Source organism: Kitasatospora sp. NPDC059973, from assembly GCF_042737525.1.
GTDB lineage: Bacteria > Actinomycetota > Actinomycetes > Streptomycetales > Streptomycetaceae > Kitasatospora.
Map to the genome: position 1 here is coordinate 1 of NZ_JBHWUI010000216.1, position 11914 is coordinate 11914.

Sequence of the window (11914 nt, forward strand, 5' to 3'; positions counted from 1 at the left end):
CGCGACCACTGCTCGGTCGCGGGCCCGCCGCCGTGGCCCCCGGGGGTCCCGGGGGCGCAGGGGATCAGGCGTCGATCTTCTCCGGGGCCTCGTCGGCCCGCTCCTGCTTCTTCGCGGCGATCAGGCTGGTCACCGTGGTGACGGCCAGCACCACCACGATGAAGCCCAGCGAGAACGGGATGCCGATCTCGGGGACGTGCACACCCTGCTCGTGCAGCGCGTGCAGCACCAGCTTCACGCCGATGAAGCCGAGGATCACCGACAGGCCGTACGAGAGGTGGACCAGCTTCTTCAGCAGCCCGCCGATCAGGAAGTACAGCTGGCGCAGCCCCATCAGGGCGAAGGCGTTCGCGGTGAAGACGATGTACGGGTCCTGGGTCAGGCCGAAGATCGCCGGGATCGAGTCCAGCGCGAACAGGACGTCCGTGGTGCCGATCGCGAGCATCACGATCAGCATCGGCGTCATCAGCCGACGGCCGTTCTCCCGGATGAAGAGCTTGGTGCCGTGGTACTTGTCGGTCGACGGGAAGCGCTGCTCGATCGACTTGAGCAGCCGGTTCTCCTCGAACTCCTCGTCCTCCTCGTCGGCCCGGGCCTCCTTGATCAGCTTCCAGGCCGTCCAGACCAGGAAGCCGCCGAAGATGAAGAACACCCAGGAGAACTGCGCCACCAGGGCCGCGCCGCCGGCGATGAAGACCGCCCGCAGCACCAGGGCGATGATCACACCGAACATCAGCACGCGCTGCTGGTAGATCTTCGGCACCGCGAACTTGCCCATGATCAGGATGAACACGAACAGGTTGTCGACGCTGAGCGACTTCTCGGTGATGTACCCGGCGAAGAACTCACCGGCCGGCTTGGAACCGGAGTGCCACCAGAGGAACCCGCCGAAGACGGCGGCCAGCACGATCCAGACCGTGGTCCAGACACCGGCTTCCTTGACCGACACCTCGTGCGGCTTGCGGCCGCCGATGAAGAAGTCGGCCACGATCAGGGCCAACAGCACACCGATCGTGCCGATCCACAAACTTACGGAAACGTCCACTACTGCTCCTCCGGCAGGTAGGCGAGACAGTCATCGTCACTGCCGGAGGTCTCTTCCGCCCGCCGGGCGCATGGGCGGCGCCCGCGGACCAGCGCCCCGGGACGCCGCCAGGTGGGCGCCCGTGATGACGGGACAACTGCGAGGGAATACTCCCCTCCGCTCCCACGAGGCTAACAGAAGAACCAAGAGAAGGTAAAGAAGGTAAAGAACGACCCGGGGCGTCCGCCGCCGGCCGGGGCCCCGCCCGCTAGAGGAAGGGCTCGATGGCCGGCAGCAGGTCCTGGAAGGTCCGGCCCCGGGCCGGCGCGCCGATCGCCTGCATCCCCCAGCCGCCGGACGGCTCGCGGAACACCTTCGCCATGATCTGCCCGGTGTGCGGGCCGCCGCCGGCCAGCTCGTAGCGGGCCAGCTCCAGCCCGGTCGAGTCGTCCACCAGCCGGCAGTACGCGTTCTGCACCTCGGCGAAGGTCTGCCCGGTGTACGAGCTGACCGTGAACACCACCTGGGTGATGTGCACCGGTACGTGGGCCAGGTCGACCAGGATCGACTCGTCGTCCTCGCCCGCCCCGGTGCCGCCGACCAGGTTGTCCCCGGTGTGCCGGACGGAGCCGTCGTTGCTCTCCAGGTGCTGGAAGAAGACCACGTCGGACGGGGTCTGCTCGGCGTACAGCAGCGCCGAGGCGTCCAGGTCGATCTGTCGCGTCCGGCTGCCGAAGAGGCCGCGCTTGGGCGCCGCCTTCCAGCCCAGCCCCATCCGGACGACCGTCAGCGACTCGCCCGAACCCTTCTGCAGGCTGACCTGCTGCCCCTTGGCAAGGTTCACCGACACGGCATTGTCCTCTCTGCCCAGCCGGGCGGTCGGTATCCGCGCCGGCTTCACGGTGGAACACCCCCTTGCCGTCCCCCGGCTGAGGCCCCCTGATGCGACCGCCCGTCCCGGGCGGCACCGCAGGCCAGCCTAGGGCCTGCGGTCGGCCGCGTCCGTCAGCGTCTACCCGTTTGTGGCAAGGCTGAGACACCGCCGGGCTTGACCGGTACCGGATCCGGCCAAGCCCGGCGCGGGCCGCGACCGGCCCTACGCGATACCCGCCTCGCGCATCTGGCGGAGCTCCTTCTTCAGCTCCTTGACCTCGTCGCGCAGCCGGGCCGCGACCTCGAACTGGAGGTCCGTCGCGGCCGCGTGCATCCGCTCCGTCATCGACTGGATCAGCTCGGCCAGCTCGGCCGCCGGCAAGCTCTTGGCGGGCTTGCGGTCCGCGCCCAGCGCCGGCACCGGGGCCTTGCCCTTGCCCCCCGCCCGGTAGCCGGAGGAGAGCAGCTCGTCGGTGTCGACCTCCTCACGGGCGAGGGTGTCCAGGATGTCGCCGATCTTCTTGCGGAGCGGCTGCGGGTCGATCCCGTGCTCCTTGTTGTAGGCCTGCTGCACGGCCCGGCGGCGGTTGGTCTCGTCGATCGCCTTCGCCATCGAGGGGGTGATCCGGTCCGCGTACATGTGGACCTGGCCGGAGACGTTGCGGGCCGCGCGGCCGATGGTCTGGATCAGCGAGGTGCCGGAGCGCAGGAAGCCCTCCTTGTCCGCGTCCAGGATCGCCACCAGGGAGACCTCGGGCAGGTCGAGGCCCTCACGGAGCAGGTTGATGCCGACCAGCACGTCGTACCGGCCGGCCCGCAGCTCGCGCAGCAGCTCGACCCGGCGCAGCGTGTCGACGTCGCTGTGCAGGTACCGGACCCGGATGTCCAGACCGAGCATGTAGTCGGTGAGGTCCTCGGCCATCTTCTTGGTGAGGGTGGTGACCAGGACGCGCTCGTCCCGCTCCACCCGCGTCCGCACCTCGTGCACCAGGTCGTCGATCTGGCCCTCGGTCGGCTTGACGATCACCTCGGGGTCGATCAGGCCGGTCGGGCGGATGATCTGCTCGACCTGGCCGTCGCCGCGGGACAGCTCGTACGCGCCGGGGGTGGCCGAGAGGTAGACGGTCTGGTCGGTCCGCTCCAGGAACTCCTCCCACTTGAGCGGGCGGTTGTCCATCGCGGAGGGCAGCCGGAAGCCGTGCTCGACCAGGGTGCGCTTGCGGGAGGCGTCGCCCTCGTACATCGCGCCGATCTGCGGGACGGTGACGTGCGACTCGTCGATGACCAGGAGGAAGTCCTCCGGGAAGTAGTCGAGCAGGGTGTTCGGCGGGGAGCCGGGCGCGCGGCCGTCGAAGTGCATCGAGTAGTTCTCGACGCCCGAGCAGGTGCCGATCTGGCGGAGCATCTCGATGTCGTAGGTGGTGCGCATCCGCAGCCGCTGGGCCTCCAGCAGCTTGCCCTGCTTCTCCATCCGGGCCAGCGTCTCGGCCAGCTCCTTCTCGATGTCGTTGACCGCCCGCTCCATCCGCTCCGGGCCGGCCACGTAGTGCGAGGCGGGGAAGACGTGGACGGAGTCGTCCTGGCTGATGATCTCGCCGGTCAGCGGGTGCAGGGTGTACAGCGACTCGATCTCGTCGCCGAACATCTCGATCCGCAGGGCGAGCTCCTCGTAGACCGGGAAGATCTCGATGGTGTCGCCGCGGACCCGGAAGGTGCCGCGGGTGAAGGCGAGGTCGTTGCGGGTGTACTGGATGTCGACGAAGCGGCGCAGCAGCACGTCGCGGTCGATCTCCTCGCCCACCTTGAGCCGGACCATCCGGTCGACGTACTCCTGCGGGGTGCCGAGGCCGTAGATGCAGGAGACGGACGCGACGACGACCACGTCCCGGCGGGTGAGCAGCGAGTTGGTCGCGGAGTGGCGCAGCCGCTCGACCTCCTCGTTGATCGAGGAGTCCTTCTCGATGTAGGTGTCCGTCTGCGGGACGTACGCCTCGGGCTGGTAGTAGTCGTAGTACGAGACGAAGTACTCGACCGCGTTGTTCGGCAGGAGTTCCCGGAACTCGTTGGCCAGCTGGGCGGCCAGGGTCTTGTTCGGCGCCATCACCAGGGTGGGGCGCTGCAGCTTCTCGATCATCCAGGCCGTGGTGGCCGACTTGCCGGTGCCGGTGGCGCCGAGCAGGACGACGTCCTTCTCCCCCGCGCGGATCCGGCGCTCCAGCTCGGCGATCGCCGCCGGCTGGTCGCCATTGGGCTGGAAGGGGCTGACGACCTCGAAGGGCGTCTCTGAGCGCTCAATACTCGTGATGGGTCGCACGTGTCCACCGTACGACCCACCACTGACAACCGGCGCCTACTTGGCGCTGTCCCGGGCCAGCGCGACCAGCCGGGAGACCGCCCGGAGGTACTTCTTGCGGTAGCCGCCGCGCAGCATCTCCTCGGGGAAGACCTGGTCGAAGGGGATCCCGGAGGCGGTGATCGGCAGCTCGCGGTCGTACATCCGGTCGGCGAGGACGACCAGGCGCAGCGCGGTGGACTGGTCGTCGACCTGCCGCACGCCGCGCAGGCAGACCGCCTGCACGTCGTCCAGCAGCGCGCCGTAGCGGCTCGGGTGGACGGCGGAGAGGTGGTCGAGCAGCCCGGAGAACTCGTCCAGCGAGGCGCCCGGGGTGCGGGCGGCGACGGCGGCGACGGTCTCGTCGTCGTACGGCGGCGGGGCGGCCGGCAGGCCGCGGTGGCGGTAGTCCTGGCCGTCGATCCGCATCGGGCGGAAGTGCGCGGAGAGGCCCTGGATCTCGCGCAGGAAGTCGGCGGCGGCGAACCGGCCCTCGCCGAGCTTCTCCGGCAGGGTGTTCGAGGTGGCGCAGAGCTTGACGCCGTTGTCGACCAGGCGGCCGAGCAGGGTGGAGACCAGCACCGTGTCGCCCGGGTCGTCCAGCTCGAACTCGTCGATGCAGAGAAGGCGGTGGCCGGAGAGGGTCCGGACGGCCTGCTGGAAGCCGAGCGCGCCGACCAGGTTGGTCAGCTCGACGAAGGTGCCGAACGCCTTGGGGCCGGGGGCGGCGTGCCAGAGCGAGGCCAGCAGGTGGGTCTTGCCGACGCCGTAGCCGCCGTCCAGGTAGACGCCGGCCGGGCCGGTGGGCACGGGGGCCGTACGGCGGAACCAGCTGCGCTTGGGGGCGCCGCCGTCTCCGGCGTTGAGCGTGCCGGCGAACTGCTCCAGGACCTGGACCGCCTCGTACTGGCTGGGCTGGTTCGGGTCCGGGAGGTACGTTCCGAAGCTGACGAGGGAGAAGCGCGGTGGCGGGACCATCTCGGCCACCAGGCGCTCGGCGGGGACGACGGGGCGCCGGTCGGTGAGCGCGAGGGGAGCGGTGGCCACGTCTGCGGTCGCTATCGGCTCGGTCGGCGCGTCGGGGAGTGGGGCTGCGGGCACGGTACTAGAGGGTACGCCTGCCGGCGCACCGCTCGGGCCGAGGGCCGCCGGTGGATCGCCGGGCCCCGGGCGACGAGACTGGACGGCATGCAACAGTTGATCAGTCCGCTGTCCCGGCCGTTCGCCGATCCCGCGTCGCTGGAGTCGCTCGCCGCCGTCTACGCGTACCCCGAGCAGGTGAATCACGGCCGGCCGTGGCTGCGGGCCAACATGGTGGCCGGCCTGGACGGCGGGGCGAAGCTGGCGGGCCTGTCCGAGGGGCTCTCGGGGGACGCCGACAAACGGATCTTCGGAGTGCTGCGGGCGCTGTCGGACGTGGTGCTGGTGGGCGCCGAGACGGTCCGCGCCGAGGGGTACCGGCCGGGCCGGGCCCGGGCCGACTTCGCCGCGGCGCGGGCGGCGGCCGGGCAGGCCCCGGCCCCGGTGATCGCGATCGTCAGCCGCTCGCTGGGGCTGGACCTCGCGGCGCCGCTGTTCACCGAGCCGCTGGTGCGGACGGTGGTGATCACCACCGAGGACGCGCCGGCGCGCAGCCGCCGGGCGGTGGCCGAGGTGGCCGACGTGGTGGTGGCCGGGAAGGGCTCGGTGGACCTGCCCGCCGCGGTCGCGGCGTTGGCCGAGCGGGGGTGGACGAGGCTGCTGAGCGAGGGCGGTCCGCGGCTGCTGGGGCAGCTCGCCGCCGCGGACCTGCTGGACGAGCTGTGCCTGTCGGTGGCACCGCTGATCACGGCCGGCGACGCGCCGCGCATCATCCACGATGCGGAAATGCCTGACGTGCAGCGGATGCGACTGGTCTCATTGATCGAGCAGAAAGGATTCCTCTTCACCCGCTACCTGCGTCTTCACCCGCAAGCCGCGTCACCGGCCCCCGTGACCGCCGGACAGTGATCCCGCTCTCCTTCGGGAGCTCCACCCGCGTGGCCCGCAGGGTCGCGGGGCAGCATGCGGAAAGCTTCCCGCCGGGCAGTATGGGATGCGATGCCGGGGCCCGGGGGCCGGTCACTGGAAGGGACTCACGTGTTCAAGACGGTACTGATGATCGAAAAGGCGCTCTCCGACGCCGATGTGGAGCTCGTCACCACGCTCCACAGCGACGAGAAGGTGTCCTTCGTCGTCCTGATGCAGCCGCGCGGCAAACAGGACGAGCTGCTGAGGGCGCTGGACGACGTCGCCCTCGGCCACCTCGACAAGGTGGTGCGCGAGCACGACGAGTCCGAGCACGAGCCGACGGTGGCCGGCGAATCGCTCGCCCACAGCCTGCGCCACCTGCGCCAGGCCGGCGCGGAGGCGATCGGCGAGCTGGTCGAGGAGAAGCCGCTGGACCGGCTGCGCGCGGTGGTCGAGGAGCACCGGGCCGACGAGGTCGTGGTGCTCACCTCGCCGCACTTCGTGGAGGAGTTCTTCCACCGCGACTGGGCCTCCCAGGCCCGGCACAAGGTGGGTGTCCCGGTCCTGCGACTGTTCGCCAGCGACTCCTGACCCGACCCGCCGGTGGTGCAGAATCGTCCTTGCGGCCCGTCCGCGAGGACGATTCGCCCGTTGGTCCGCCGACCGACGTACCCGCTGTACCCGCTCTGCCCCTTGTCTGCCCCCGCCCGTACGGAGCCTTGCCTTGAACGACGCCGCGCACGACCTGCACGCCCCGCACTTCATCGGTATCGGCGGCGCCGGGATGTCCGGCCTGGCGAAGATCCTCGCGGTGCGCGGCGCCAGCGTCTCCGGCAGCGACTCCAAGGAGTCCGAGACCGTCCTGGCGCTGCGCGCGCTCGGCGCCGTCGTGCACATCGGCCACGCCGCCGAGCACGTGCCGGACGGTGTCAGCAGCGTGGTGGTGTCCAGCGCCATCCGCGCGGACAACCCGGAGCTGGCCACCGCCCGCGAGCGGGGCGTCCCGGTGGTCCACCGCTCCGACGCGCTGGCCGCGCTGATGGGCGGCCGCCGGGCGCTGGCCGTGGCCGGCACCCACGGCAAGACCACCACCACCAGCATGCTCGCCGTCGCCCTCGGCGAGCTGGGCCTCGACCCCTCGTACGCGATCGGCGGCGACCTCGACGCGCCCGGCTCCAACGCCCACCACGGCACCGGCGAGATCTTCGTCGCGGAGGCCGACGAGAGCGACCGCAGCTTCCACAAGTACGCGCCCGAGGTGGCGATCGTGCTCAACGTCGAGCTCGACCACCACGCGAACTACGCCTCGATCGAGGAGATCTACGAGTCCTTCGAGACCTTCGTCGGCCGGATCGCCCCCGGCGGCACCCTGGTGGTCTCCGCCGACCACGACGGCGCCCGCGAGCTGACCTCCCGGGTGGCCGGCCGCGAGGGCCTGAACGTCGTCACCGTCGGCGCGGCCGAGGACGCCGACGTCCGCGTGCTGTCGGTGGTCGCGCACGGCATGACCAGCGAGGTCACCGTCCGGCTGGACGGCGCCGAGCTGACCTTCACCGTCTCGGTGCCCGGCCGGCACTACGCCCACAACGCGGTCGCGGCGCTGGCCGCCGGCGTCGCCCTGGGCGTGCCGGCCGCCGACCTCGCCAAGGCGCTCGGCGCCTACACCGGCGTGCGGCGGCGGCTCCAGCTCAAGGGCGAGGCGGCCGGCGTCCAGGTGATCGACTCCTACGCCCACCACCCCACCGAGATGACCGCCGACCTGGAGGCGATCCGCGAGGGCCTGGACGGCGCCGGGCGGGTGCTCGTGGTCTTCCAGCCGCACCTGTTCAGCCGCACCCAGCAGCTCGCCGAGGAGATGGGCCGGGCGCTCGCCCTGGCCGACGCCTCGGTGGTGCTGGACATCTACCCCGCCCGCGAGGACCCGATCCCCGGCGTCACCAGCGAGCTGATCATCGACGCGGCGAAGCGGGCCGGCGCCGAGGTCACCGCCGAGCACGCGTTCGACGCCGCCCCCGCCCTGCTGGCGGGCCTGACCCGCCCGGGCGACCTGCTGCTCACCATGGGTGCCGGTGACGTCACCAACCTCGGGCCGGAAATCCTCCGGCACCTCGCGAGCGTTGGCACCGACGTCCGAGACCTGCCGACCGGGAGTCTGCGATGAGCTACGAGATCGAGAAGAGCGACGCCGAGTGGCGCGCCGAGCTGAGCCCCGACGAGTACCACGTGCTCCGCGAAGCCGGCACCGAGCGCCCGTTCACGGGTGAGTACACCGACACCAAGACCGTCGGCGTCTACAGCTGCCGCGCCTGCGGGTCGGAGCTGTTCAGCTCGGAGACCAAGTTCGACAGCCACTGCGGCTGGCCGTCCTACTACGCCCCGCTCGCCGGGGACCGGGTGCAGTACATCGAGGACACCACGCTCGGCATGCGCCGGGTGGAGGTCCGCTGCGCGCGCTGCGGCGGGCACCTGGGCCACGTCTTCGAGGGCGAGGGCTACGGCACGCCGACCGACCAGCGCTACTGCATCAACAGCATCTCGCTGACGCTGCGCCCGGCCGACGGCGGCTGAGCACGGCACGCGGGCCCGGGAGCCGGTTCGGCGCCCGGGCCCGCGGCTATCCGCCGACCGGCTGGAAGCGCACCGGGAGGTGGAGCAGGGCGCGGTGGAAGGGGCCCGGGCGCCAGAGGAGGTCCTCGGCGCCGGTGCTCAGTTCGAGGTCGCTCAGCCGGCTGGTGAGCTGCTCGATCGCGGTGATCGCGATCAGCAGCGCCGGGTCCCGGGCCGGACAGGCGTGCGGGCCGGCCGCCCAGGCCAGGTGGGCGGACTCGCCGCTGCGCAGCTCGGTGCCGTCGGTGGGCGGCGCGGCCTGCGAGTTGGCGGCCCCGTAGGAGACCAGCACCAGCGAGCCGGCGGGGATCTCCCGGCCGTGGAAGGTGATGTCGTAGCGCGGGTAGTGGGCGGAGAGGTTGGCCAGCGGCGGGTCGTGCCAGAGCACCTCGTCGATCGCCTGGTAGGCCGTCATGGCGCCGCCGAACAGCGATCCCGCGTACCGGGCGTCGGTGAGCAGCCGCATCAGCGCGTTGCCGATCAGATTGGTGGTCGGCTGGTTCCCGGCGATCATGGTGAGGGTGATCTGCCGGACCACCTCGTCGTTGTCCAGCCCGGCGGGGTGGGTGAGGAACCACGAGGTGAGGTCATGCCGGGGGCGCTCGCGCCGCTCGGCGACCATGCCGGTGACCACGGAGACGAGGTCGCCGTAGGCGGCGACGGCCTTCTCGGTGGACTCCATCATGCCGGCGATGCCGGCCACCAGCCGGGCGCTGTGCTCCTCGGGGACGCCGAACCAGGTGTTGAACACGGCCACCGGCAGCTGCCGGGCGTACTCGTCGATCAGATCGGCCGAACCGGTGGCCACGAAGGCGTCGATCAGCCGGTGCGCGACCTCGGCGACCCGGCGCTGCAGCAGGTGCGGTTCGAGCAGGGCCAGGCCGTCGGTGATCACCTGGCGGTAGCGGGCGTGCACCTCGCCGTCGCTGAAGAAGGCGGTGGGGCGGTAGCCGAGCACCGGCAGGAGCGGGGAGGTCGGCGGGACGGTCTGCTGCCAGGCCCGGGAGTCCTTGGAGAAGGTGTCGGTGTCGCGCAGCAGGTCCAGCGCGGCCTGGTAGTCGGTGACCAGCAGGGCCTCCACGCCGGGTGAGATCTCCACCGGGGCGACGGCGCCGTAGCGGCGCAGCCGCTCGTAGACGAGTTGCGGGTCGGCGGCGAAGGCCGGGCCGTAGATCGGCACCGGCCGGGTGCCGGGCGCGCTGCCGGAGCCGGCGGCCGGGCCGGCGGCCGTGGGGGCCTCGTCGGTGGGGGCCTCGTCGGTGGCGGTCGCTTCGGCGGTGGCGGTCGCTTCGTCGGTGCTGGTCACGGCTGCTCCGGGGCGGCGTCGGGTGTGGCGGGCAGACCGTGCAGCACGTGCTCGGTCAGCGCGATCAGTGCGTCGAGGCTGGAACCGCGCTCACGGGCGTCGCAGAGCACCAGCGGGGTGGCGGCGTGCAGGTCCAGGTGGGCCCGGAGCACCTCGATCGGGTGCGCGGGCGCGCCCGGGAAGCAGTTGACGGCGACCGCGTAGGGCAGCCCCTGCTCCTCGACCATGTCCATGATCTCGAAGGAGTCGGCGAGCCGGCGGGTGTCGGCCAGCACCAGGGCACCGAGGGCGCCGCGGGCGATGTCCTGCCAGAGCGGGAAGAACCGGCGCTGCCCGGGGGTGCCGAACATGTAGAGCACCACCTGCCCGGGCAGCGTCAGGCGACCGAAGTCGACCGCCACCGTGGTGGTGGTCTTGCCCGGCAGACCCTCCGCGTCGTCGACGGGGGCACCGGTCTCGGTCATCGCCTCCTCGGTGTGCAGCGTGGGGATCTCCGACAGGGTGCGGATCAGCGTGGTCTTCCCGACGCCGAACGGGCCGGCGACCACCAGCTTCATCAGCGTCTGGTCCCGGTCGGGCAGGTAGCCCACCCGGTCGGTCCGGCCGGTCGGGCTACCGGAGCGTGCGGAGTCCAACGAGGAGCCTCTCGACGATGGAGCGGTCGGTCTGCTGTGCGCGGGGGATCGGGGCACGGGCCTGTAAGCAGCCCGCCTCGACCAGGTCGGCCGCGAGGAAGACGGTGGCGCTGACCGGCAGGCGCAGGTGGGCGGCGGCCTCCACCACGGTCAGTGCGCCCGGCCGCAGCAGCTCCCAGAGCCGCCGGTGTTCGTCCTCCACGTCCTGCGGCGGCTCCGCACCGGCCGCGTACAGGACGGTGAGCCGTTCGAAGCCCGCCGTGCCGGGCCTGGTCCGGCCGCCGGTGGCCAGGTAGGCGGGGACCATCCGCCTGCGGGGTACGGCGGTCATGACCGGGCGGTGGTGTCCTGCTGCCGGGCCGGGCTCGCCAGCGCGCGGCCCAGGGCGGCGACCTGCACCTGCATCTGGTAGGCCACGTTGCCGAGTTGGGCCTCCGGCGTGGTGAACACCGCGAGTGAGGTGTTCTCCCCGGCCGGGACGACGATGGCGAAGCCCAGCTCGGACTCCACCACCGTCTGTGCCAGCCGGGGCTGCTCGACGTCGGTGAAGGCGGTGGTGAACGCGCGGGCGGCGGCGTGCACGGTGGCGGTCATCGCGGCGACCCGCTCCGCCGAGGCGCGGCCGAGGCCGGCCGAGGCGCCCTCGACGAGGCCGTCACCGGTCGCGATCACCGCGTGCAGGACGCCCGGCAGCTCCAGCAGCGGGGTCAGCACCCACGAGATCTCATCGGTGGCGGTAGGGCTGGGCGTGCTCACTGCTCGGCTCCTTCGGAGGTCTGGGCGGGGTGGCGGCCGGTCCGGTCCGAGCGGCCGGCGGAGCCGGGGTGGTCGGCGGCCTCCGCTCCGGTGGCCTCGACGCGGGTAGTGCTCGTGGGGACGGCGCTCGTGGGGGCGGCGCTCGTGGAGGTGTCGCTCGTGGGGGCGGTACCCGCCGGGTCGGTGGCGGCTCCGGTGGCGGCTCCGGTGGCGGTCGGGTCCGGGGCCCCGCCGGGCGAGGTGCCCGCGGCGGCCGCCTCCGCGACGGCGGCGCGGCCGGAGCCCGTGCCCTGCTGCAGGGCGTCCCAGCAGGCGGCCGCCCGCTCGGGCGTCCGGGCGGACCGGCCGGTGGCCGCGGACCGCGCCGCGCCGTCCGCGGCACCCTCCGGCGC

At 72.1% G+C, this 11914-nt stretch carries 12 protein-coding genes and 1 pseudogene; 4 read left to right on the forward strand and 9 right to left on the reverse strand.

Translation table 11 applies throughout. The features are described from left to right. Positions 1-64: 64 nt before the first annotated feature. From ACFWA9_RS35150 to zapE, 4 genes are all read right to left on the reverse strand, one after another. Positions 65-1045 carry a TerC family protein gene (locus tag ACFWA9_RS35150; protein WP_329490001.1) on the reverse strand — a complete coding sequence of 327 codons (981 nt, stop codon included), beginning with the start codon at positions 1043-1045 and terminating at the stop codon, positions 65-67. Positions 1046-1292: 247 nt separating this feature from the next. Next, a complete protein-coding gene (locus ACFWA9_RS35155; RefSeq protein WP_329490000.1) occupies positions 1293-1874 on the reverse strand; it encodes a TerD family protein in 582 nt (193 codons plus the stop codon). A gap of 246 nt (positions 1875-2120) precedes the next feature. After that, positions 2121-4211, reverse strand: a complete 2091-nt coding sequence (gene uvrB / locus ACFWA9_RS35160) for an excinuclease ABC subunit UvrB (protein ID WP_380392909.1) — start codon at positions 4209-4211, stop codon at positions 2121-2123. Positions 4212-4247: 36 nt separating this feature from the next. Continuing rightward, positions 4248-5330, reverse strand: a complete 1083-nt coding sequence (gene zapE / locus ACFWA9_RS35165) for a cell division protein ZapE (protein WP_380392912.1) — start codon at positions 5328-5330, stop codon at positions 4248-4250. Between the two features lie 87 nt (positions 5331-5417). On the opposite strand from zapE, the gene ACFWA9_RS35170 reads away from it, so the two are divergent. The 4 genes from ACFWA9_RS35170 to msrB all read left to right on the forward strand — a co-directional run bounded on the left by ACFWA9_RS35170 (position 5418) and on the right by msrB (position 8786). Continuing rightward, positions 5418-6218 carry a pyrimidine reductase family protein gene (locus tag ACFWA9_RS35170; RefSeq protein WP_329489998.1) on the forward strand — a complete coding sequence of 267 codons (801 nt, stop codon included), beginning with the start codon at positions 5418-5420 and terminating at the stop codon, positions 6216-6218. A 129-nt stretch (positions 6219-6347) separates the two neighbouring features. Then, on the forward strand, positions 6348-6809 hold the full coding sequence (locus ACFWA9_RS35175) for an indole-3-glycerol phosphate synthase (RefSeq protein ID WP_352288121.1): 462 nt from the start codon (positions 6348-6350) through the stop codon (positions 6807-6809). Between the two features lie 133 nt (positions 6810-6942). Then, positions 6943-8379 carry a UDP-N-acetylmuramate--L-alanine ligase gene (gene murC / locus ACFWA9_RS35180; protein WP_329489996.1) on the forward strand — a complete coding sequence of 479 codons (1437 nt, stop codon included), beginning with the start codon at positions 6943-6945 and terminating at the stop codon, positions 8377-8379. Next, complete coding sequence (gene msrB / locus ACFWA9_RS35185; protein WP_352288118.1) at positions 8376-8786, forward strand: peptide-methionine (R)-S-oxide reductase MsrB; 411 nt, start codon at positions 8376-8378, stop codon at positions 8784-8786. Before murC ends, msrB begins: the two co-directional genes overlap by 4 nt. A 46-nt stretch (positions 8787-8832) precedes the next feature. Here msrB and ACFWA9_RS35190 read toward each other — a convergent pair whose 3' ends face one another. The 5 genes and pseudogenes from ACFWA9_RS35190 to ACFWA9_RS35210 form a co-directional block, all read right to left on the reverse strand. Continuing rightward, the gene (locus ACFWA9_RS35190) at positions 8833-10005 is read right to left on the reverse strand and encodes a cytochrome P450 (RefSeq protein WP_329492281.1); all 1173 of its coding nucleotides are present in this window, start codon (positions 10003-10005) and stop codon (positions 8833-8835) included. Positions 10006-10127: 122 nt separating this feature from the next. After that, positions 10128-10766 carry an ATP/GTP-binding protein gene (locus ACFWA9_RS35195; RefSeq protein WP_380392916.1) on the reverse strand — a complete coding sequence of 213 codons (639 nt, stop codon included), beginning with the start codon at positions 10764-10766 and terminating at the stop codon, positions 10128-10130. Then, on the reverse strand, positions 10744-11097 hold the full coding sequence (locus tag ACFWA9_RS35200) for a DUF742 domain-containing protein (protein WP_329489994.1): 354 nt from the start codon (positions 11095-11097) through the stop codon (positions 10744-10746). Before ACFWA9_RS35200 ends, ACFWA9_RS35195 begins: the two co-directional genes overlap by 23 nt. Further along, positions 11094-11522: a roadblock/LC7 domain-containing protein gene (locus tag ACFWA9_RS35205; RefSeq protein ID WP_329489993.1), complete on the reverse strand. Its 429-nt coding sequence runs from the start codon at positions 11520-11522 to the stop codon at positions 11094-11096. The genes ACFWA9_RS35200 and ACFWA9_RS35205 overlap by 4 nt, the downstream gene beginning before the upstream one ends. Further along, a pseudogene (locus ACFWA9_RS35210) lies at positions 11519-11914 on the reverse strand (hypothetical protein); the annotation flags it as partial. The pseudogene ACFWA9_RS35210 and the gene ACFWA9_RS35205, both read right to left, overlap by 4 nt.

Coding starts and splice junctions, on each gene's coding strand:
- ACFWA9_RS35200 (WP_329489994.1), bottom strand. CDS start 11,097: ATGACCGCCGTACCCCGCAGGCGGATGGTCCCCGCCTACCTGGCCACC.
- msrB (WP_352288118.1), top strand. CDS start 8,376: ATGAGCTACGAGATCGAGAAGAGCGACGCCGAGTGGCGCGCCGAGCTG.
- ACFWA9_RS35170 (WP_329489998.1), top strand. CDS start 5,418: ATGCAACAGTTGATCAGTCCGCTGTCCCGGCCGTTCGCCGATCCCGCG.